The 21,966-nt window shown below is 64.5% G+C and carries 19 protein-coding genes; 10 read left to right on the forward strand and 9 right to left on the reverse strand.

The window, feature by feature from the left end; genetic code table 11:
• Positions 1-24 precede the first annotated feature (24 nt).
• Together GGD67_RS38135 and GGD67_RS38140 are read right to left on the reverse strand one after the other, a co-directional pair.
• On the reverse strand, positions 25-1,602 hold the full coding sequence (locus GGD67_RS38135; RefSeq protein ID WP_179740072.1) for a fatty acid--CoA ligase: 1,578 nt from the start codon (positions 1,600-1,602) through the stop codon (positions 25-27).
• Between the two features lie 278 nt (positions 1,603-1,880).
• On the reverse strand, positions 1,881-2,753 hold the full coding sequence (locus tag GGD67_RS38140) for an SDR family oxidoreductase (protein WP_018315642.1): 873 nt from the start codon (positions 2,751-2,753) through the stop codon (positions 1,881-1,883).
• A 116-nt stretch (positions 2,754-2,869) separates the two neighbouring features.
• Here GGD67_RS38140 and GGD67_RS38145 point away from each other — a divergent pair, with 116 nt between their 5' ends.
• The 5 genes from GGD67_RS38145 to GGD67_RS38165 all read left to right on the forward strand — a co-directional run bounded on the left by GGD67_RS38145 (position 2,870) and on the right by GGD67_RS38165 (position 7,973).
• Positions 2,870-3,679: a crotonase/enoyl-CoA hydratase family protein gene (locus GGD67_RS38145; RefSeq protein ID WP_092259438.1), complete on the forward strand. Its 810-nt coding sequence runs from the start codon at positions 2,870-2,872 to the stop codon at positions 3,677-3,679.
• A gap of 127 nt (positions 3,680-3,806) precedes the next feature.
• The gene (locus GGD67_RS38150) at positions 3,807-5,351 is read left to right on the forward strand and encodes an acyl-CoA synthetase (RefSeq protein WP_179740074.1); all 1,545 of its coding nucleotides are present in this window, start codon (positions 3,807-3,809) and stop codon (positions 5,349-5,351) included.
• A gap of 160 nt (positions 5,352-5,511) precedes the next feature.
• The gene (locus GGD67_RS38155; protein ID WP_179740076.1) at positions 5,512-6,306 is read left to right on the forward strand and encodes an enoyl-CoA hydratase/isomerase family protein; all 795 of its coding nucleotides are present in this window, start codon (positions 5,512-5,514) and stop codon (positions 6,304-6,306) included.
• A gap of 87 nt (positions 6,307-6,393) precedes the next feature.
• Entirely contained in the window at positions 6,394-7,479 is a 1,086-nt protein-coding gene (locus GGD67_RS38160) for a rhomboid family intramembrane serine protease (protein WP_018315646.1), read from the forward strand.
• Positions 7,480-7,568: 89 nt separating this feature from the next.
• On the forward strand, positions 7,569-7,973 hold the full coding sequence (locus GGD67_RS38165; RefSeq protein ID WP_018315647.1) for a YccF domain-containing protein: 405 nt from the start codon (positions 7,569-7,571) through the stop codon (positions 7,971-7,973).
• A gap of 79 nt (positions 7,974-8,052) precedes the next feature.
• Here the strand turns inward: GGD67_RS38165 and GGD67_RS38170 are convergent, their stop codons facing one another.
• The 3 genes from GGD67_RS38170 to GGD67_RS38180 form a co-directional block, all read right to left on the reverse strand.
• A complete protein-coding gene (locus GGD67_RS38170) occupies positions 8,053-8,970 on the reverse strand; it encodes an NADP-dependent oxidoreductase (RefSeq protein WP_179740078.1) in 918 nt (305 codons plus the stop codon).
• Positions 8,971-9,530: 560 nt separating this feature from the next.
• A complete protein-coding gene (locus GGD67_RS38175) occupies positions 9,531-9,959 on the reverse strand; it encodes a hypothetical protein (RefSeq protein ID WP_018315649.1) in 429 nt (142 codons plus the stop codon).
• Between the two features lie 87 nt (positions 9,960-10,046).
• A complete protein-coding gene (locus GGD67_RS38180) occupies positions 10,047-10,562 on the reverse strand; it encodes a hypothetical protein (RefSeq protein ID WP_179740080.1) in 516 nt (171 codons plus the stop codon).
• Positions 10,563-11,329: 767 nt separating this feature from the next.
• On the opposite strand from GGD67_RS38180, the gene ppc reads away from it, so the two are divergent.
• Positions 11,330-14,128: a phosphoenolpyruvate carboxylase gene (ppc, locus tag GGD67_RS38185; protein ID WP_179740082.1), complete on the forward strand. Its 2,799-nt coding sequence runs from the start codon at positions 11,330-11,332 to the stop codon at positions 14,126-14,128.
• A gap of 68 nt (positions 14,129-14,196) precedes the next feature.
• On the opposite strand, the gene GGD67_RS38190 is transcribed toward ppc, so the two are convergent.
• The 4 genes from GGD67_RS38190 to GGD67_RS38205 form a co-directional block, all read right to left on the reverse strand.
• On the reverse strand, positions 14,197-15,309 hold the full coding sequence (locus GGD67_RS38190) for an SMP-30/gluconolactonase/LRE family protein (RefSeq protein ID WP_179740084.1): 1,113 nt from the start codon (positions 15,307-15,309) through the stop codon (positions 14,197-14,199).
• 116 nt (positions 15,310-15,425) lie between these two features.
• Positions 15,426-16,340, reverse strand: a complete 915-nt coding sequence (locus GGD67_RS38195; RefSeq protein ID WP_018315654.1) for an SDR family oxidoreductase — start codon at positions 16,338-16,340, stop codon at positions 15,426-15,428.
• 103 nt (positions 16,341-16,443) lie between these two features.
• Positions 16,444-17,583, reverse strand: coding sequence for a thiolase C-terminal domain-containing protein (locus GGD67_RS38200; protein WP_179740086.1), 1,140 nt, complete (start codon positions 17,581-17,583; stop codon positions 16,444-16,446).
• A 3-nt stretch (positions 17,584-17,586) separates the two neighbouring features.
• On the reverse strand, positions 17,587-18,000 hold the full coding sequence (locus GGD67_RS38205) for a Zn-ribbon domain-containing OB-fold protein (protein ID WP_038957112.1): 414 nt from the start codon (positions 17,998-18,000) through the stop codon (positions 17,587-17,589).
• A 193-nt stretch (positions 18,001-18,193) separates the two neighbouring features.
• On the opposite strand from GGD67_RS38205, the gene GGD67_RS38210 reads away from it, so the two are divergent.
• From GGD67_RS38210 to alkB, 4 genes are all read left to right on the forward strand, one after another.
• Positions 18,194-19,543: an amidase gene (locus GGD67_RS38210; RefSeq protein ID WP_179740088.1), complete on the forward strand. Its 1,350-nt coding sequence runs from the start codon at positions 18,194-18,196 to the stop codon at positions 19,541-19,543.
• Positions 19,536-20,222, forward strand: coding sequence for a DUF2848 domain-containing protein (locus GGD67_RS38215; RefSeq protein ID WP_179740090.1), 687 nt, complete (start codon positions 19,536-19,538; stop codon positions 20,220-20,222). Before GGD67_RS38210 ends, GGD67_RS38215 begins: the two co-directional genes overlap by 8 nt.
• Before the next feature lie 238 nt (positions 20,223-20,460).
• Entirely contained in the window at positions 20,461-21,207 is a 747-nt protein-coding gene (locus GGD67_RS38220) for a 2OG-Fe(II) oxygenase (protein WP_179740092.1), read from the forward strand.
• A 9-nt stretch (positions 21,208-21,216) separates the two neighbouring features.
• Complete coding sequence (alkB, locus tag GGD67_RS38225; RefSeq protein WP_179740094.1) at positions 21,217-21,870, forward strand: DNA oxidative demethylase AlkB; 654 nt, start codon at positions 21,217-21,219, stop codon at positions 21,868-21,870.
• Positions 21,871-21,966 lie beyond the last annotated feature (96 nt).

The raw sequence follows: 21,966 nt of genomic DNA on the forward strand, positions 1-21,966 counted from the left end.
TTGCCCACCCTACGGCACCGCGGATCAATTCACCCGTCGATCCTTCCCCGCCCAATACGGCTCCCGCAACTGCCGCCGCAGGATCTTGCCGCTCGGATTCCGCGGCAGCGCCGGCAGGAACTCCACGCTCTTCGGCGTCTTGTAGCCGGCGATGCGCGTCCGGGTGAAGTTGATGATGTCGGTGACGCTCGCCTCTTTGCCCGGCTTCATCACCACGACGGCCTTCACCGCCTCGCCCCATTTGTCGTCGGGCACGCCGATCACCGCGGCTTCGGCGACATCCGGGTGATCGCACAGCGCGCTCTCGACCTCGGCGGGGTAGATGTTCTCGCCGCCCGAGATGATCATGTCCTTGATGCGGTCGTGGATGTAGAGATAGCCGTCCTCGTCCATGTAGCCGGCATCGCCGGTGCGCAGCCAGCCGTCGGAACGAAGCGTCGCGGCGGTCGCCTCCGGCAAATTCCAGTAGCCCGCCATGTTGGAGCCCGAGCGCGTCGCGATCTCGCCGACCTCTCGTGGCGGCAACGGCTTGCCGTCGAGGTCGAGGATTGCGATCTCGATACCCGGCAGCGCCTTGCCGGCCGAGCGCATCCGCTCCAGCCCTTCGACGTGATCCTCCGGCGGCAGCGCGACGATGGTGCCGGTGGTCTCGGTCATCCCATACAGCTGCACGAAGCCGCATTTGAAAACCTCGATGCACTCCTTCAGCAGCGCCGCCGGTATGGGCGAGGCGCCATAGAGCATGTATTTCAGCCGCGAGAAATCGACCGTCCTGGCGCGTGGCTGCCGCACCACGAATTGCATCGCCGCCGGCACCATGAACAGCTTTGTGATGCCCGACTGCTCGAAGAAATCCAGAATCTTGGTCGGATCGAATTCGCGCGCGATCACGCCGCGGGCGCCGTGATAGAGGCCCATTACGCCCCAGCCGGAACCGCCGATGTGGAAGACCGGCATCGCCACCAGCGAGACGTCGTCGGTCGACCACCGGTTCCACTCCGGCTTGTCCTCGGCATTGCCCGATTGCACCAGGTTGAGGAAGTTGGCGTGGCTCAGCATCGCGCCCTTCGGCTTGCCCGTGGTGCCCGAGGTGTAGAGCTGGATCGCGATGTCGCGCGTCGCGATCGGCACCCCGGGATCGTCACCGCTCTGCGCATCGCGCCAGGCCGGAAAATCCTGCCATTCCGGCGCGCCGCCTTCGGTGGTGATGACAGTGCGCACGCCCGGCAGCCGGTCCCTGATCTGGCGGACCTGCGTGATGAACTCCGGCCCGACGAACAGCACCGCGGCCTTGCAATCGTCCACGATGAAGGCGACCTCGGGCCCCGCGAGACGCCAGTTCACCGGCGCCATCACCACGCCCGCCTTCATCGCGCCCATCAGCAGCTCGAAATAGAGGTCGCTGTTCTTGCCGAGATAGGCGATGCGGTCGCCCTTGTTGACGCCCATCGCAATCAGCGCGTTGGCGACCTTGTTGGTCCTCGCGTCGAATTCGGCAAAGCTGGTGGTGCGGCCCTCGAACTCGTAGGCGATGGCGTTGCCGCGGCTTTTAGCGCGCTCGCGCACCATGTCGGCGAGAGTTGTCAATGGCTGTGTGGACATGTTTCTCCCGTGGAGTCTTGTTCTTATGCCGCGGAGTTTGGCGTCATCCGCGGGTGAAGACAAGATGGGGCCCGGCTGTCGTCCCGGACAAGCGCGCTTCAAGCGCGCGCAGATCCGGGATCCATAGCCACAGGGAGAAGTTTTGCGAAGACTCGGAGTTACCGTCTCGCGCCACAACTCCTCCCTGTGGTTATGGGTCCCCGCGGTCGCGGGGACGACAGGTGAGGGTGGGGCGAAGACGTCAGCCCCTTACATGCCTCCGCATTCGCGCCAGACAACTACCCCCGCTTCGCCCGGTCCTTCTCGTTCTGCGCCATGATGCTCTCCCGCGCGGTTTTCCAGTCGTCGTCGCTCCAGTCGCGGAGCTGGTAGAAATTGCCGCCCATGGCGAGCGCCTGCGCGCCATCCATGGCGATGGTCTCGCCGTTGATCCAGTCGCAGCCGCCGGAGATCAGGAACACCGCGACGTTCTGCAGTTCCTCCATGGTGCCGACGCGGCCCATCGGGTTCATCGCCTTGGTGCGCGCGCCGGCCTCGTCACCCGGCTTGATGCGCTTGCTCATGCCCTCGGTCGGGATCTCGCCGGGCGCGATGGTGTTGAGGCGGATGCCGTAGCGGCCCCATTCGGCCGCGAGCGACATCGTCATGGCATGGATCGCCGACTTGCTCATCGCCGACGGCACCACGTAGGGCGAGCCGTTGCGCACCCAGGTCGTGGTAATCGACACAACGTTGCCGGGCTGCTTGGCCGCGATCCAGCGCTTGCCGATCGCCTGCGTCACGTAGAACGTACCGTGCATGACGATGTTGGCGACGGCGTCGAAGCCGCGCGGCGACAGCTCCTCGCTGCGCGAGATGAAATTGCCGGCGGCGTTGTTGATGAGGTCGGTCAGCGGCGCGTCGCGGAAGATGGTCTCCACCATCTCCTCGACCGCGAGCGCGTTGCGGATGTCGACGCCGTGGCTGGTGACGCGGCCGCCATACAGATCCATCAGCTCGGTCGCGGTCTCGTCGCATACGATCTTGCGCCGGCCGCAGATATGCACCTCGGCGCCGAGCTGGAGGAAGCGGGCCGCCATCGACTTGCCGAGTCCAGTGCCGCCGCCGGTCACGAGAATGCGCCGTCCGGCCAGAAGATTTTCCTTGAACATGGCTGTTTCTCCCGTACGGAATGTCAGTTAATTGGTCGATTGACTAAATCCGGCCGCCGGCGTCCTGTAAAGCGGCACTGAACAAGAACAGGCAAGAACCAGGGGAGAATTGATCCATGGAAGAGCGCGTCTCGATCTCGATCTCGGAAGGCGTCGCCGACGTGCGCTTGGTGCGCGCCGACAAGATGAATGCGCTGGATCAGGCGATGTTCGAGGCCCTTGTCGCCGCAACCGACCGGCTTTCGAAGGACAAGAGCGTGCGCGCTGTGGTCCTTTCCGGCGAGGGCCGCGCCTTCTGTGCCGGTCTCGACATGGGGCGTTTTGCCGCCATGAAGGAGAAGGGCGGCAATGGAATTCCGGGTGGCGAAAATCGCGATCTCACCAAGCGGACCCACGGCCAGGCGAATTTTCCGCAGCAGGCGGTGTGGGGCTGGCGCCAGCTTCCGGTTCCCGTGATCGCGGCCGTGCACGGCGTCGCCTTCGGCGGCGGCTTCCAGCTGTCACTCGGCGCCGACATGCGCTTCCTCTCCGCGGACGCGCGGATGTCGATCATGGAGATCAAATGGGGTCTTGTGCCTGACATGGCGGGCACGCCGATCCTTGCGAGCCTCGTGCGCGACGACATCCTGCGCGACCTCACTTATACCGGCCGCATCTTCTCCGCGCAGGAGGCGATGACATACGGCCTCGCCACGCGCATCTGCGACGACCCGCGCGCGGCGGCGCTCGAAGTCGCGCGCGAGATCGCGGGAAAAAGCCCCGATGCGATCCGCGCGGCCAAGCGGCTGCTGAACAATCTCTCGGTCGATCCAGGTCCGGCACTGCTGGCGGAGTCGGTCGAGCAGCAGAAGCTGATCGGCAGCGCGAACCAGACCGAAGCGGTGCGCTCCAATCTGGAGAAGCGCGCGGCGAAGTATGCGGATTAGCTCGGTCCTCATCCCGAGGAGCCGCGCAGCGGCGTCTCGAGGGATTGGCCACGGGCTCTCATGGTTCGAGACGGCGCTTCGCGCCTCCTCACCATGAGGGGCAACTCCAGCAAAAAGAAAAACAACAATGAGCGAAACGTCTGACTTCCTCGGCATCGTCTCCGGCGACCGGCGCCGCAGCCACACTGAGGTCGGAGCCCGCGCAGACCGCATCGCCTCCGGCCTCGCCAGAATCGGCGTCCGCCAAGGCGATTGCGTCTGCATGCTGATGCGCAACGACATCGCCTTTCTGGAGGCCGCCTACGCCGCGATGCGCCTCGGGGCCTATGGCGTTCCGATCAACTGGCACTTCAAGCCGGAAGAGATCACCTACATCCTGAACGACACCGGCACGTCCGTGCTGATCGGGCACGCCGACATGCTGCATGCCCTGCGCGATGCGATCCCTGAGGGCGTCACCGTGCTCAGCGTGCCGACGCCGCCGGAGATCCTGTCCAACTACAGGATCAATCCCGATCATCTGAAGACGCCGGACTTCGCGATCGATTTCGAACCCTGGCTCGCGCAATTCCAGCCCTATGACGGCCCCGTTGTGCCGCAGCCGATGAACATGATCTATACCTCGGGCACGACAGGCCACCCCAAGGGCGTGCGGCGCAACGCACCGACACCGGAGCAGCAGGCGGCGGGCGAGCGCATGCGCGCGATGATTTATGGGCTCAAGCCCGGCGGCCGCGCGATCCTGCCGGGCCCGCTGTATCATTCCGCGCCGAACTCGTTCGGCATCCGCGCCGGCAAGCTCGGCGGCGCGCTGGTGCTGATGCCGCGCTTCGAGGCGGAAGAGTTCCTCGAGCTGATCGACCACTACAAGATCGACACCATCTTCATGGTGCCGACCATGTTCATCCGCCTGATGAAGCTGCCGGAAGCGGTGCGGAGGAAGTACGACGTCTCCTCGCTGCGCCACGTCATCCACGCCGCCGCGCCATGTCCGGCCGACGTCAAGCGCGCCATGATCGAATGGTGGGGGCCGGTGATCTACGAATTCTACGGCTCGACCGAGTCCAGCGCGGTGACGTTCGCGACCTCCCAGGACGCGCTGAAGAAGCCCGGCACTGTCGGCAAAATCTCGCCCGGTGCCGAGCTGCGCTTCCTCGGTGAGGACGGCCGCGTGCTCGGCGTCGGCGAGATCGGCGAGATCTATTCCCGCATGGCCGCGCTTGCCGATTTCACCTATCACAACAAGCCGGAGAAGCGCGTCGAGATCGACCGCGACGGCTTCATCACCTCCGGCGATGTCGGTTACATCGACGAGGACGGCTACGTCTTCATCTGCGACCGCAAGCGCGACATGGTGATCTCGGGCGGCGTCAACATCTACCCGGCCGAGATCGAATCGGTGCTGCACGCTGTCCCCGGCGTGCATGATTGCGCGGTGTTCGGCATCCCTGACGCCGAATTCGGCGAGGCGCTGATGGCCGTGGTGGAGCCGCAAGCCGGCGTCGCGCTCGCAGCCGCCGACATCCGCGCCGCGCTGAAGGCGCATCTGGCCGATTACAAAGTTCCAAAACACATCGAGATCCGCAGCGGCCTGCCGCGCGAAGATTCCGGCAAGATCTTCAAGCGCCGCCTCCGCGATCCCTATTGGGAGCAGGCGGGGCGGAAGATCTGAGGCGGTGCCGTAGGGTGGGCAAAGCGACTGGTCCGCCGTAGCTCGAAGAGCGAAGGCGGAAGCGTGCCCACGTTCTGAATGTGATCCGGAAAGATTGGTGGGCACGGCGCAAACGCGCCTTTGCCCACCCTACGAGATCAAGGACAAGGAAACATCTGTCATGACCGACGCCGCCAACGAAGTCCTCTACACCGTCGCCGACCACATCGCGACCATCACCCTGAACGCGCCGGAGCGCATGAACACCATCTCCGGTCCGATGCTGAACGACCTCGCGCGCCTTTTGACCGAGGCCAACGAGGACAAGAATGTCCGCGTCGTCATCCTCACCGGCAAGGGCAAGGCGTTCTGCGCCGGCCTTGATCTGCGCAAGGAGCGCGACGGCAACGGCCTCAGCGCGGCGTCCTCTCCGACCACGATCAACCTCCGCAACACGCCGCCGACGGTATTGCAGGCGATGGACAAGCCGACCATCTGCGCCGTCAACGGCGGCGCGGCCGGCTATGGCATGGATACCGCGCTTGGGTGCGACATCCGCATCATGGCTGAGTCCTCGAAGCTCGCGGCCGCCTTCGTCAAGCGCGGCGTGGTGCCGGAATCCGGCGGCACATGGCTGCTGCCGCGCATGCTCGGCTGGGCCAAGGCGGCCGAGCTGATCTTCACCGGTCGCACGCTGAGCGCGCGCGAGTGCCTGGAATGGGGCCTTGCGAATGAGGTCGTGCCGGATGCCGAGCTGATGACCCGCGCCACGGCCATCGCCCGTGAGATCGCCGCCAACGCGCCGCTGGCGGTGCAGGCCTCCAAGCGCATGATGCGGATGGGTCTGAACGAGAATTTCCACGACCACGTCCACCACGTCTATCTCCAGCTCCTGCCGCTGTTCAAAACCCAGGACATGGCCGAGGGCATGAAGGCGTTCATGGAGAAGCGCGAGCCGAAATTCGAGGGGCGGTAGCCGGGGGCGTCTGGTACGCGTTGGAGTAGCAATCATCGAGCGGCTCGGCTAGGTTGGCGTTCCCACGCCAATCCCCTGCGATCATCCATGCCCTCATACCGTGCCGGTTTCTTCGAAGTCCCCCATGCCGCCGTCTACGTGCTGATGACGGTGACGGTCCTCGCATCGGGGTTCTGTTTCATCCAGGCGGGCGGTCCGGCGGCGCCGGCGGAGCTGCTGTATCGCTACGGCGGCATGTATGCGACCGCGATCGCGCGGCACGAATACTGGCGCCTCGTCGCCTATGGCTTCCTGCACGTCAATTTCGTCCACCTCACCATGAACATGCTGTGCCTGGTGCTGTGGGGCGCACATCTCGAGCGGCGGGTCGGGCCGGCCTATTTCCTTGTCATCTACCTGTGCGCGATGGTGTTCGGCGCCGTCATCGGCAATGGCATCCATTCGACGCCGTATTTGACGGTCGGCGCGTCCGGCGCCACCTCGGGCATCCTCGGAGCGCTGCTCTGCCTGTGGATCCTCGGCAAGCTCGACCTCAGGTTCGACTTCTTCGCGATCAATATCGGATTGAACATCGCGTTTGCGCTCGGCAATTCGCGGATCGACTGGGGCGTGCATCTCGGTGGTTTTGCGGCCGGGCTGATCGCCTGCGCGGTGCTGGACCTGATCGAGAAAGCGAATGTGTGGGTGCTTCGCTGCAAATTTCCCGAAGCCGTGAAGGTCAATCTGACACTGCTCGGGTGCGTCGTTGCGCTGTGGGCCTGGAGCGGTCAGGCCCAGGCGATCGCAGCCGGGGGGTCTGGATGGGTCCCGGCCCTCGTCGCCGTGGTCGCGTATTGCGCCGTCGTGAAGACGATTGATCTCGCACTCTCCGTCAAGAAGGGCCTTGCGATCGTCGTGGCGATTTTGGCCGGTGTGAACGCGGCCGCCGTGATGCTGTCCGGTTGGGCCCTGGCATCGTCTTGCAGCCCGCGCTGGCCCACCGGGTCTGTCCCGCTCGACAACTTACTCGCCACATTCTGCCCTAGTCCTGTTGTCATCTCGGGGCTGGCCGCGATCGGCGCCGCCGCGCTGACGCTTTGGCTCTGCTCAAAGGAGATCTCGCGCGGGATCGAGGATGTTGGGTTTGTCGGCACATCGCTGCGCGCCGAACGCAGCCGGCGTCACGGATTATGAGCTTGGAGGGGAGGGGGACATCGGGGCCGTCTTAGCAGAGACAGATTTCATGCCTATATGCACGGGATCATCCACCTCCGGATCATCCCATGACCCCCGTTTCCATGCTGCTCAACATCCTCTGGATCCTCTTCGGCGGCGCCTGGATGGCGTTCGGCTGGGTGATCGCTGCGGTCATCATGGCGATCACCATCATCGGCCTGCCCTGGGCGCGGGCAGCGTTCAACATCGCCGTCTACACGCTGTTGCCGTTCGGCTCGCGGGCGGTCAGCCGCTACGACGTGACCGGTGTCGAGGATATCGGCACCGGCCCGCTCGGCGTGATCGGCAACATCATCTGGTTCGTGCTCGCCGGCTGGTGGCTGGCGCTCGGCCACTTATTGACCGCACTGGCGCTCGCGATCACCATCATCGGCATCCCCTTCGCCTGGGCCCATCTCAAGCTCGCAGGCATCGCGCTGTGGCCGATCGGCAAGGTAATCGTGCCGGCTTGAGGCCAACTCGTGGCTCGTAGGATGGGTTTCGCAAGTGCACCCCATCCTGCGCGCTGCGGACATCAATGAGCATGCTCGCTCAGGGACGAACGCGAATGATCGTATTTCCCTTGCGTCGCCCGGTCGGATTTAAGGCGGCGACCGCATCGTCGAAGGTCGAGACCTTGCCGATGTTCGTCCGCAGTCGTCCGTCCCGCGCCCGCTGGACGATCTCACTGAGTTGGGCGCGATCCGCCTCGACGACGAAGTCGACCGCCAATCCATCGGAGGGCCGCGCCTCGGCCGGCCCGACGATGGTCACCAATGTTCCTCCGGCTCGAATGCGTTCTACCGACCGCTTCTGTATGTCACCGCCGATGACATCGAACACCAGATCAACCTTGCCGACGTCTTGCAGCGAGTCTTTGTCGAGGTCGACGAACTCGTTTGCGCCCAAATCGAGCACCGTCTGACGGTCAGCGGCGCGTCCGGTGCCGATGACGTAGGCGCCGGCCTCTCGTGCGAGTTGCGTCACCATCGACCCGACTGCGCCGGCCGCGCCGTGTGCCAGGATGCTCTGCCCCGATTTGAGACGGCCGTGCTGGAACAGCCCTTGCCATGCGGTCAGCCCCGAGATCGGCAGGCTCGCCCCCACTGTGAACTCGACGTCGCCCGGCAGCGGCGCAAGATTGCGCGCCTCGATCGCCACATACTCGGCAAGCGTGCCGTCCCGATACCAGTCCGCCAGGCCGAACACCCGCTGTCCTAACACCAGCCCTGTCGTTCCATAGCCAAGAGCAGTGACCACTCCGGCCAGCTCGTGTCCAGGGATCGATGGTGTTCGGTCGCGATCGAGGCGATCAGTCCAGGTCGAAGGCCACGTCAGCTCAGTCGGGACAAATCCCGACGCATGAACCTGAACCACGACGTCGTTTATCGCAGCCTGCGGCTCGGGCCGGTCCACCAGCTTCATCCCCGCCGTTCCCGCGGCCTGTTCCGTTACAACGATCGCCTTCATTGGATTGTCTCCTCAGTCATTGTCTCTTGACCCAACGGTTGCAGTCAGTGTGAGCCGCGACGGCTATCCACAAACTGCCAGACAGTGTGGAAGTGTCCGCGGTCTGCATTGACACGGGCTCCCACTGAGACTGCCGATCGGGATCGCTTCGTTCGTGGTACTAGCAGTTAGATGCGTCACGCCTGGTGATGAGACCAGTACCAAGATTGCAAAATTCGGCTGTACCAAGGGCCATTGAGACGGCGAACAGATTGAGTTCGCAGGATGGCGCGGCCGTTGTCTTCATTTTCCGATAACGGTGCCAGAGCTGACAACCCTATCCAGGCCCAGCTCGACGTCCAGGCAGTTGCTGACCGGAATTCCTGGCGGTCGATGGCAACGGGCGGCCTTTCGGCCGCACAATGTTTCTTGTGATCAAGAGGGGATCGTCGCCACATTGCGCAATGCAGACGGACCCAGCCCGTAGGATAGGGAGAGCGCCAGCGAAATCCATCAATCACTCCGCCTGTGACGAAGCAGGATGGCCTTCGCAAGTGCTCAACCCATCCTAGGTGCCGACGTCACTTTTCGAGTTCGACGATTTCGAAGGACGGCTCAACGCCGGAAAGTACGTCCATGCAGCCCCACCCGGTGATAAACTGGTAATGTTGCACAGGACGATGAACCTTCTTCCATGTCGCCGACTGCGCATCGGCGAACGCGGCACCGTCGACGCGGTAGGCGAAATGTCGGGGAACGAGACCTTCGTTTCTCGTGGGCTGTTCTTCAGTACTGAGCGGCATCTCGTCCAAAAGACGCACGATGGTCGCGCCATCGAAGCGAACGCGAAGGCTTCGCTTTTCAGTCGCAGGCAGCAGAAAGTCCGCCACCAGGCATTCTGCCTCCCACCTGATGGAGAGAAGGTCGCTCTCGTCGCAGTCAAACGTTACGCCTGCATCGATGGGAGAGTACTTCGGCATGGCCTGGTTCAGAGCGTAAGCGAAACCCATCGAGCTCCGCCGACGACGCAACATGATGGGTTTCGCAAGGCTCAACCCGTCCTACGCGCTAGCAGACGCGAAGCCGATCATCAAAGCTTAGGCAATACGCCTTCGCGTGTAGAAAAGTACCAAGGCGAAGATTGAGTACGCAAGACCAAACCCCGCCATTACAATGAAATAAAGCAGCGCCGTGAAGGCGTTTGTCGGCTCGCTCGCTGCGTCCGGGTCTATTCTGCCCCATAGACTAATGAACGTGGGCAAGGCCGCTAACAAACATCCGAAAACGCAGAGGTGGATGATCCATCGCCTGCCTTGCGCCCGCAGGGCAAATACTCCACCCACAATTGTCACGAAAATGGGGGCTAGCCAGCTCCAACCGAAGATAATCAAGAAGAAGTCCGCCATTAGCCGAACTGCACATTGTGAATGTGAATGGCGTGCCATGTCGTTGTTATCTGCGTCTTTACGTTCATGACGGCCGTTCAATTGACTATCCTTATCATATTCCTCGGGGTGCCCGTCGGGCAAAACACACCACATGCAGGTCAAGCGCTGGCGCTGCAAAATATTCTGATTGACCGAATTCGTTGTTTCGGCTAAACCGCATTCCATCCCGGCCCGTCAAAGGGGCGTTTCGCGATCGTCACGATACGTAGGCCGGGATGCGATGGACGCGGCAGCGCCGGCGCGTGAGGTGATGGCAGGGCGGGCAAATCCCGTGAGCCGTTGCGATCCGCGGCACGACACGGCGCGGTCACAGCGTTTCTTTTCGGCGTCGGGGGCGAGCACGCGCGAGCTTCCGGCTGTCCGGGGAGGGGCGTCCGCGGACGGCAAAAGCGTGTGGTCCTGACGCCCGGGGTCTGTGCGTCAAGGCTTGCGGTGATGCAGCGGCCCAACCGGGTGCGCGCATCAGTGATCCGCAAGGCGACGGGGGCAATAGTGCATCGCTCCCCGGGGAGAGCGCGCCATAAGCCGTAAAACCAGCCAGCCGGCGCCCGGCCTTCCCTGCGCCCTTTGTTCTCGACGAGGGCGAAACGGACAGCAAAGCTCGGGCGGAATACGCCGCGAGGAGGCGAAGGCGTGCTTAGCGGTACAAAGAGAAAGCCTCGTGCCCCGGACGCAGCGAGCGCGACGCGTCTTCGCGGCGTGGTGCGCTGCTGAGCCGGGGCCCAGAAGGCGGCAGGGACGGTGTGGCTTTTGGGGTCCCGGCTCTGCGCAGCAACGCTTGAGCGTTGCAGGCGCGTCCGGGACACGAGCGTGGCCGCCAGTTTGCACCGCCTCCAACTTCGTCTTGCACTGCGGTAGAAAAATATCGCACACTCCGCTGGGCCGAGGAGCCCAGGAAGCTCTTCAAGGGAGCTCTTGAAGAGGAGCGAGCCATGTCCCTCCAGACCATATCATCCGACAGCGCTGAACATCGCGCCAATCGCCCTGAGGACGCCCAGGCGCTGGAGGCCGATGCGCGGCTGCGGGACGACATCCGCCTGCTCGGGCGCATCCTCGGCGACACTGTGCGCGATCAGGAGGGCGCTGATGTGTTCGATCTGGTCGAGCGCATCCGGCAGACCTCGATCCGGTTCCACCGCGACGAGGACCGGCTCGCCCGCCGCGAGCTCGAGCAGATCCTCGACAGCATGTCGACCTCCGAGACGGTGCGGATCGTCCGCGCCTTCAGCTATTTCTCCCACCTCGCCAACATCGCCGAGGATCAGAACAACATCCGCCAGATGCGCGCCCGCAGCGCTGCGAAGAACGGCGGCTCCGGCGTGCTGGCGGAAACGCTCGCCCATGCCCGGGACGCCGGCATCAAGCCCGATCAACTCCGCAGCTTCTTCAAGTCCGCGCTTGTGAGCCCGGTGCTGACCGCGCATCCGACCGAGGTGCGCCGCAAGAGCACGATGGACCGCGAGATGGAGGTCGCAGGCCTGCTCGACCGCCGCGAGCGCGTGGCGCTGACCGCGGAGGAGGCCGATGCCAGCGACGAGCAGCTTCGCCGCGAGGTGCTGACGCTGTGGCAGACCAATCTGCTGCGCCGGACCAAGCTCAACGTGCTCGACGAGGTCGCCAACGGCCTGTCGTTCTATGACTACACCTTCCTGCGCGAGGTGCCGCGGCTGGTCAACGCGCTGGAGGACCGGCTGGAGGAGGGCGGCGAGCAGGCCGCTTCCGAGCTCGCCTCGTTCCTGCGCATGGGCAGCTGGATCGGCGGCGACCGCGACGGCAATCCCTTCGTCACTGCCGACGTGATGCGCGGCACGCTGCGTCTGCAGTCGAGCCGGGTGATGCAGTTTTATCTGAACGAGCTGCACGTGCTCGGCTCGGAATTGTCGATCGCGGCGCATCTTGCCGACGTCTCGGAAGAGCTGCGCAACCTGGCGGAGCGCTCGCCGGATACCTCGCCGCACCGGAGCGGCGAGCCTTATCGTCTGGCGGTCTCCGGCATCTACGCGCGCCTGACCGCGACGGCCGAAAAGCTCGCGGTCGAGATCACGCGCCGGCCGGTCGGAAAGGGGGCGCCATATGCGAGCGTGAAGGAGCTGCAGGCCGATCTCGACGTGCTGCACCGCTCGCTGATCTCCAACAATGCCCGCGTCATCGCCCGCGGCCGGCTGCGGCTGCTGCGGCGCGCGGTGGACTGCTTCGGCTTCCATCTCGCCCGGCTCGACATCCGTCAGAACTCGGCGGTGCACGAACGCACCATCGCCGAGCTGATGGACGCCGCCAATCCCGGCATGTCCTATCTCGCGCTCGGCGAAGAGGCGCGCATCTCGCTGCTCACCAATGAATTGCGCTCGACGCGCGCGCTGGTCTCGCCCTTCGTCAAGTACAGCGACGAGACCATGGGCGAGCTCAACGTCTTCCATGCCGCCGCTGAAGCGCATGCGATGTTCGGCTCGGACGCCATTCCCCAATGCATCATCTCGATGTGCAAGGGCATGTCCGACATGCTCGAGGTCGCGGTGCTGCTCAAGGAGGTCGGCCTCGTCCATCCCTCCGGGCGCAGCGCCATCAACATCGTGCCGCTGTTCGAGACCATCGAGGATCTGCAGGCCTCCAGCGGCATCATGGACCGCATGCTGTCGCTGCACGATTACCGCCGCCTCGTCGACAGCCGCGGCAGCGTGCAGGAGGTCATGCTCGGCTATTCCGACAGCAACAAGGACGGCGGCTTCGTCACCTCGGGCTGGGAACTCTACAAGGCCGAGATCGGTCTCGTCGACGTGTTCGAGCGGCATCACGTGCGGCTGCGCCTGTTCCACGGCCGCGGCGGCTCGGTCGGCCGCGGCGGCGGGCCGAGCTATGACGCCATCATCGCGCAGCCCGGCGGCGCGGTGAACGGCCAGATCCGCATCACCGAGCAGGGCGAGATCATCTCGTCGAAATATTCCAACTCCGAAGTCGGCCGCAACAATCTGGAGATCCTCGCCGCCGCAACGCTGGAGGCGAGCCTGCTCAATCCGCGCCAGAGCGCGCCGCGCCGCGAATATCTGACCGCGATGGATGAATTGTCGAACCTCGCGTTTAGAGCTTATCGCGGCCTCGTCTATGAGACCGACGGTTTCGTCGACTATTTCTGGGCCTCCACCGTCATCAACGAGATCGCGACGCTGAACATCGGAAGCCGTCCGGCCTCGCGCAAGAAGACGCGCGCGATCGAAGACCTGCGCGCGATCCCGTGGGTGTTCTCATGGGCGCAATGCCGCCTGATGCTGCCGGGCTGGTACGGTTTTGGCAGCGCGGTCGAGCAGTGGATCGCCGAGCATCCGCAACAGGGCATGCCGTTCCTGAAGGAGCTCTACAGGGAATGGCCGTTCTTCCGCATGCTGCTCTCGAACATGGACATGGTGCTCGCCAAAAGCTCGATCGCGATCGCCTCGCGCTATGCCGAGCTGGTGCCGGACGAAGCCCTGCGCGAGAAGATATTCGGCCGCATCCGCCGCGAATGGCATTCCTGCATCGAGACGCTGCTCGACATCATGGGGCAGGACCGCTTGCTGCAGGGCAATCCGCTGCTGGAGCGCTCCGTGCGCCACCGCTTCCCCTATCTCGATCCGCTCAACCACGTGCAGGTCGAGCTGTTGAAGGAGCACCGCGCGCAGAACCCGGACGAGCAGGTCCTGCGCGGGATTCAGCTGACCATCAATGGGATTTCGGCGGGGCTGCGGAATACGGGGTAAATGCGAATGGCGAATAGGGAGTAGCGAATGGATTCTATTCGCCATTCGCCACCCACCATTCGCCTATCTCAACAGAAATGCGCGCCCTGCGTCTCCACATAGACCGCGTACAGCGACTGGCTCGCGGTCATGAACAGGCGGTTGCGCTTCTTGCCGCCGAAGCAGACATTGGCGCAGGTCTCGGGCAGCAGGATCTGTCCGATGCGCGCGCCGTCGTTCGGCGCGAACACCTGCACGCCGTCATAGCCGGGACCGACCCAGCCGGCGCCGACCCAGATGTTGCCCTCGGTGTCGACGCGCAATCCGTCGGGGAAGCCCGACTTGCCGTCGAGCGTCATGTCGATCAGCTTCTTCGGGTTCGACAGTTTGGCGCCGTCGATGTCGTAGGACCACACCACGTTCTTGGCCTCAGGGTAATGCGTGATGCCGGTGTCGCAGACATAGAGCTTCTTGTAGTCGTGGCTGAAGGCGATGCCGTTCGGCTTGAACGGCTCGTCCGCGACCTTGGCCACCTGTCCGGTCTGGGCGTCTATGCGATAGACGGCTTCCTTCTGGTGCGGCTGCAGCGAACCGGTATTGGCCAGCTTGCCCTCGTAGATGCTGATCGCGCCGTAGCCGGGATCGGTGAACCAGATCGACTTGTCGTTGGGATGCACCACCATGTCGTTGGGGCCGTTGAGCGGCTTGCCACCGGCCTGCTCGGCCAGCGCCGTCACCGAGCCGTCGTGCTCGTAGCGGACGAGGCGCGTGCGCTCGGCGCTGAGCTGGCGTCCCTCGGTGTCGAACGAATTGCCATTGGCCTCGTTCGACGGCTTGTGGAACTGCTCGGAGATGTGGCCGTCGTCGTCGAGGTAGCGCAGCTGCCGGTTGGCGGGGATATCGCTCCAGACAAGATATTGTCCCTGCGCATTCCACGCCGGCCCCTCCGCCCACAGGCAACCGGTGAAGAGCCGCTTGATCGCGGTGTTGCCGACCTTGGCTTTGAAGCGCTTGGGGTCGATGGCGATGATGTCGGGGTCGGGATAGCGCTGCGGCTCGGCATTGGCGCCGAAGTCGCGGGCGTCGGCTCGCGAGGCGAGGACAGTGGATGCGGCGAGAGCCGCCGTGCCTTTGAGCAGCGTGCGGCGGCCGAGGCCGCCCGTTACAGAGCTGTCGTCGGAGTTGGTCAGTGTTCTTGTCATGGTTTCCTCCCAAAGTTTCGTTGGGAGGACAGCATTCGCCCGCAATCGGGCGTAAACCGGGGCGATCTCCGGCCGAGACAACCGGAGATCGCAGGGCAGGGATGCCGGAAATGCGGCTAGACGGGATCCCAGGTGAAAATGTCGGCGGAGCGGTCGAGCTCGTAGAACGAGCCCTTCAGCGCCGGCATGCCATGTTCCGCGATCGACTGCGGCGTCCAGCCTTCGCTCCGCTGCACCGAGCGGATCGGACGGTTCTGGCTGAACAGGAAGATCTCGTTCATGCGCACGCCAAAGATCTGCCCGGTGACGTCCTTGGCGGCATCGGAGATCAGATAGCCGCAGAGCGGGGCGATTTTCTCCGGGCCCATCTGCTTGATCTTCTCGACCCGCGCCTTCTCGGCCTCAGTCTCGGTCGGAATGGTGCCGATCATGCGCGTCCAGGCGAACGGCGAGACGCAGTTGGAGCGGACGTTGAAACGGCCCATGTCGAGTGCGATGGATTTGGAGAGGCCGACGATGCCGAGCTTGGCGGCGGCGTAGTTGGCCTGGCCGAAATTACCGATCAGGCCGGAGGTCGAGGTGAAGTGCACGAAGGAGCCCGACTCCTGCTCGCGGAAGATTCGCGCGGCGGCATGGCTGACGTAGAACGAGCCCATCAGATGCACCTTGATGACGGCCTCGAACGCCTCCACGCTCATCTTGTGGAAGATCATGTCACGCAGGATGCCGGCATTGTTGACGACGCCGTCGAGCCGGCCGAAATGATCGGTCGCGGTCTTCACGATCTTGCTGGCGGGGATGGCTTCGGCGACCGACTCGAAATTGGCAACCGCGGTGCCGCCGCGCTTCTTGATCTCCTCGACCACCTCCTCGGCGGGCGCCGCGTTCGAACCGGCGCCGTCCGAGGCTCCACCGGGATCGTTGACCACGACCTTGGCGCCTTCCGCCGCACAAAGCAGCGCGATCTCGCGACCGATGCCGCGGCCTGCGCCGGTGACGATGATGACTTTGTCCTGCAGTGATTTAGTCATGGGATGTCTCCTGTTGTGCCCGTCATTCCGGGATGGTGCGAAGCACCAGACCCGGAATCTCGAGATTCCGGGTCGCGCTGCGCGCGCCCGGAATGACGGTGCCTTACCTCTCGTTCGTAAACACGATCGTGCCACTTGCCGCGAACATGCCGCCGACGCCGTGGCACACCGAAATCTTCGCATTCGGCACCTGCGCCGGCGCGATCCCGCGCATCTGCCGCACGCTCTCCTGCAGCGCGTACATGCCGTACATGCCCGAATGCATGTAGCTCAATCCGCCGCCATTGGTGTTGAGCGGCAGCTTCCCGCCGGGCCGGGTGTTGCCGTCGGCAATGAACTTGCCGGTCTCCTCATGCGGCATAAAGCCGAGATCGCCGAGGCCGAACAGCGGCAGATGCGCGAACGCATCGTAGATCATGAGGTGGTCGACGTCCTTGTGGGCGATGCCGGCTTCCTTGAACGCGAGGGGGCCTGCGGTCTTGAACGCGCGCGAGGAGTTGAAGGTCTCCATCTGGCTGACCATCGGCGTCTCTACGCTCTCGCCGGTGCCCATGATGTAGACGGGCTTGCGCGGAAAATCCCTGGCGCGATCGGCCGAGGTCAGGATCAGCGCGCCGCCGCCGTCGGTGACGAGGCAGCATTGCAGCAGGCGGAACGGATAGGCGATCATGCGCGAATTGAGCACGTCGGCGACCGTGATCGGATCCTTCATCATCGCGCGCGGATTCTTCGCCGCCCATTCCCGCTGCACGACCGCGACGGCGGCGAGCTGCTCGTGCGTGATGCCGTAGGTCGTCATGAAACGCAGCACGGGGATCGGGAACATGCTCGGCGGCCCGTAGACCCCGAACGGCGCCTCGAACTGGCCTTGCAGGCTGTCGGCGGGGATCGAGCGCGGCGCCTTGCCGATCATCGACTTGCCGCTCTCGGCGTGCGTGATCAGCACGGTCTTGCACAGGCCCGCCTCAATCGCCGCCGCGGCATGCCGAACGTGCAGCATGAAGGAGCAGCCGCCGACCGAGGTGCCGTCCACCCAGGTCGGCTTGATGCCGAGATAGTGGCAGACCTGCTGGGGCGTCTCGACCGCGGTGGCAAAACCGTCGATGTCGGAGAGCTTCAGTCCGGCATCGGCGATGGCGTTGAGCGCCGCATCCGCGTGCAGCTGGAGCTGCGAGGCGTTCGGGATGACACCGAGCTCGGTGGTCTCGGCCGCGCCGACGACGGCAACCTGGTTTCTGCGCATGGTCTACCCCTTCGCCGGACGAAACACGGGGAGGGTGATCTTGTCGTCGAGCGCCTGGAAGGCGACCTCGAGCTTCATGTCGAGCTCGAGCGCCTCGGGCGTCTGCGGACAGTCGATGATGTTGCTCATCATCCGCGGTCCCTCGGCAAGCTCCACCACCGCGATCGCATAAGGCGGCGTGAAGCCGGGCGCGGCTGGGCGGTGGTTGATCACGTAGCTGTAGAGGAAGCCTTTGCCGCTCGCCTTGAAGATGCTGACCTTGCGCGAGGCGCAGGATGGGCAGAACGGGCGCGGCGGGAAGTAGACATGCGCGCAGGCGTCGCAGCGCTGCAGGCGCAATTCGCCCGCCTTCGTGCCGTCCCAGAAATGCTGGGTCTCCGGCGTCGGTTTCGGTCGCGCGCGCTGCGGTTCGGCCATGTCGGAACGCCCTCCCAGAAAGCAAATCTTGATAGGGCAGGCTTCACGCCCGCCCGTTTCGATCTTGATGCGACAATCGACCATGGGGCGTCAACGGTCCAGCAATACGCATGCATGCCATCATGCGCACAATGCTTGTGTCGAACTGAGCCAGCGCTATAGATTGCGCGCGACAATATTCCGTGAGACAGACATGCCCGAATTTCCGACGCTGGCGAAGCTCGCCGAAGACCTCGAAAGCGGCCGCACCACCGCCCGCAAGCTGGTCGAAGCCTGCATCGCCAGGATCGCCGATCCCGCCGGGGAGGGCCAGCGCACCTTCCTCCATGTCGACAAGGACGCCGCGCTCGCCGCGGCCGACGCGATGGACGGCTTGCGCAAGGCCAAGGCGGCGCCGTCGCGCTATGCCGGCATCCCGATCTCGATCAAGGATTTGTTCGACATCAAGGGCCAGGTGACGCGAGCAGGCTCCCGCGCGCTCGACGATTCGCCGCCGGCCGAGCAGGATGCGGCGACGGTGGCGCGGCTGCGCAGGGCCGGCTTCGTCGTGATCGGGCGCACCAACATGACCGAGTTCGCCTATTCCGGCATCGGCATCAATCCGCATTACGGCACGCCGAAGGGGGCCTGGAACAGGGCCGAAGGCCACGTGCCGGGCGGCTCCTCCGCGGGCGCGGCGGTGTCAGTGCTCGACGGCATGGCACACGGCGCGCTCGGCACCGACACCGGCGGCTCCTGCCGGATTCCGGCCGCCTTCAACGGCATCGTCGGCTACAAGCCGACGCAGCGGCGCGTGCCGCTCGATGGCTCGGTGCCGCTGTCGTTCTCGCTCGATAGCATCGGGCCTCTGGCACGATCAGTCAGTTGCTGTGCCATACTCGACGCCGTGCTCGCGAACGAGCCGATCGCCCCGCTGAAGCCGCGTCCGATCCAGGGCATGCGACTGGCGGTGCCGACCACGATCGCGCTCGACGACCTCGACGCCGAAGTGGCCGAGACGTTCGAACGCGCCCTGAAAACGCTTTCCGATCACGGCGCCATCATCGAGCGCATCGAGATGGCGGAGTTTCATGACATCGGCCCGATGAACGCCAAGGGGGGCTTTGCCGCGTCCGAGAGCTACGCCTGGCACCGCTATCTCATCACCTCCAAGGGCGATGTTTATGATCCCCGTGTCTCTGTCCGCATCATGCGCGGCGAGGCGCAGAGCGCGGCCGACTACATCGATCTCCTCAACGAGCGTCGCTCGCTGATCGCCCGCGTCAACGCGCGCATTGCGCCCTATGATGCGCTGGTGCTGCCGACCACGCCCAACACGCCGCCGAAGATCGCCGACCTTGCCGATGATAAGGCATTCACGCGCGAGAACATCCGCGCACTGCGCAACTGCAGCCTGATCAACATGATCGACGGCTGCGCCATCTCGCTGCCGGCACATCGCCAGGGCGACGTCCCGGTCGGCCTGATGCTGGCGGGCGCGGGCGGAACGGACCATCGTGTTTTTGAACTTGCTGCCGGCATGGAGGCCGTCATTCGTGTTTGACCTCACTTTCACCGTCGATGCCCAGGACACCACCACGCCGCTGACGCTCGCGATCGACCAGATGGTCATCGCCGGCTGGACCGGCCGCGACCCCGTTGCGCGCGACAAGCACATCGCCGAGCTGCAGGAGATGGGCATCGCCCCGCCGGCCTCGACGCCGATCTACTACCGTGCCTCGGCGCGGCGGCTGACCCAGGAAGACAGCATCGAATGCACCGGCGGGGATTCCTCCGGCGAGGTCGAGTTCGTGCTGATCGGCTGGCAGGGCCGCATCTTCGTCGGCTGCGGCTCCGACCACACCGACCGCAAGGTCGAGGCCTACAACGTCACCGTGTCCAAGCAGATGTGCGACAAGCCGATCTCCTCCACGCTGTGGGAGCTCGAAGACGTCATCGGCCATTGGGACAAGATGATCCTGCGCTCCTATGCCACGATCAAGGGCGAGCGCGTGCTCTACCAGGAGGGCACGCTGGACGCGATGCTGCCGGTGAACGACCTGATCGCACGCGGCTTCGAAGGAGGAAAATTCCCCGACGGCTGCGCCATGTTCGGCGGCACGTTTGCAGCCAAGGGCGGCATCCGCCCGGCGGAGCGGTTCGATTTCGAGCTGGAAGATCCCGTGCTGAAGCGGACGATCAGGCATGGCTATGACGTGGTGACGTTGCCGGTGAGGGGCTAGCTCCACAAGCGATGGTCCCGTAGGGTGGGCAAAGCGACTTGTCCGCCATAGCTCGAAGAGCGAGGGCGGAAGCGTGCCCACGTCTTGCGATGACGTGGGCACGGCGCAAGAGCGCCTTTGCCCACCCCACGAGACTGGTCTGCTTGATTTCCGCTGTCGCTCTTCCCTTGCAATGACGGGGAGACATTCGTCGGAAATCGGGTGGCGGGGTGAACGTCGGACTGCGAAGGTGATTGTTATGACAATGACCGCACGAAAATCAGACCAACGATCCGCTCCCGATCCCACCGCCCACGTCGACGCCCTCGACTGGCCTCAGATCACGGCCGAACTCGACACCCAGGGCTGCGCCGTCCTGAAGGGCCTGTTGACGCCGGACCAGTGCCGCGCCGTTGCCGCGCTCTACCCGGACGACACGCAGTTTCGCAGCCGCATCGTCATGGGCCGGCACGGCTTCGGCCGCGGCGAGTACAAATATTTCTCCTATCCGCTGCCCGATCTGATCGCGCAGCTGCGCCCGGCGCTCTACACGCATCTGCAAGGCGTCGCCAATCGCTGGAACGAGGCGATGGGGATCGACATTCGCTATCCCGCCGCGCATGCGGCGTTCCTGAAACGCTGCCACGAGGCGGGGCAGGCGCGGCCGACGCCGCTGCTGCTGCAATATGAGGCCGGCGACTACAATTGCCTGCACCAGGACCTCTATGGCGAGCACGTGTTCCCGCTCCAGGTCGCGATCCTGCTCTCCGAGCCGGGCCGCGACTTCACCGGCGGCGAATTCGTGCTGACCGAGCAACGGCCGCGCATGCAGTCCCGCGCCGAGGTGGTTCCACTCGCGCGGGGCGACGCCGTCGCCTTCGCTGTGCATCACCGCCCGGTGCAGGGGACACGCGGCACTTACCGCGTTAATCTGCGCCATGGCGTCAGCCGCATCAGGTCCGGCCAGCGCCACACGTTGGGTGTAATTTTCCACGATGCCAAATGAGTGCTGCGATTGACGGCTGATCTGTTCGACAGCGTTGCCGAGGCGCAGCCGTCGCGCGAGGAGATCGCCGATGGTGCCGTGCTGCTGCGCGGCTTCGTCAAGCCGATCGAGACCGAGCTGATCGCCGCCGTGCGCGCGATCGTGGCGCAGTCGCCGTTCCGTCGCATGACCACGCCCGGTGGTCATCTGATGTCGGTGGCGATGACCAATTGCGGCGAGCGTGGCTGGATCACCGATCACACCGGCTATCGCTACGACCCCATCGATCCGCGCACCGGTGCGCCATGGCCCGAAATGCCGCCGGTGCTCCGCGATCTCGCCCGCCACGCCGCGGAGCAGGGCGGCTTCCAAAACTTCGCGCCCGATGCCTGCCTCGTCAACCGCTACGAGCCCGGCACGCGGCTGTCGCTACATCAGGACAAGGACGAGCTGGATTATTCGGCGCCGATCGTCTCGGTCTCGCTCGGATTGCCCGCGACCTTCCTGTTCGGCGGCCTGGCGCGCGCCGACAAGCCGCGCCGCTTCCGCCTGGTGCATGGCGATGTCGTGGTCTGGGGCGGACCTAGCCGGCTTGCCTATCACGGCGTCGCGCCGCTCGCGGAAGCTGAGCATGCGCTGCTCGGGCGCAAGCGGATCAATCTGACGTTTCGCAGGACGCGGTGACCTTCCTTCTCCCCTTGTGGGCCTGTTGCGTAATTCGCCAGTTGTGATTCCCTAGGGCAAAGCCTTGGGGGAATGACGATGGCGGTGAAGCGGACA

The organism is Bradyrhizobium sp. IAR9 (assembly GCF_013408065.1).
Lineage (GTDB): Bacteria > Pseudomonadota > Alphaproteobacteria > Rhizobiales > Xanthobacteraceae > Bradyrhizobium.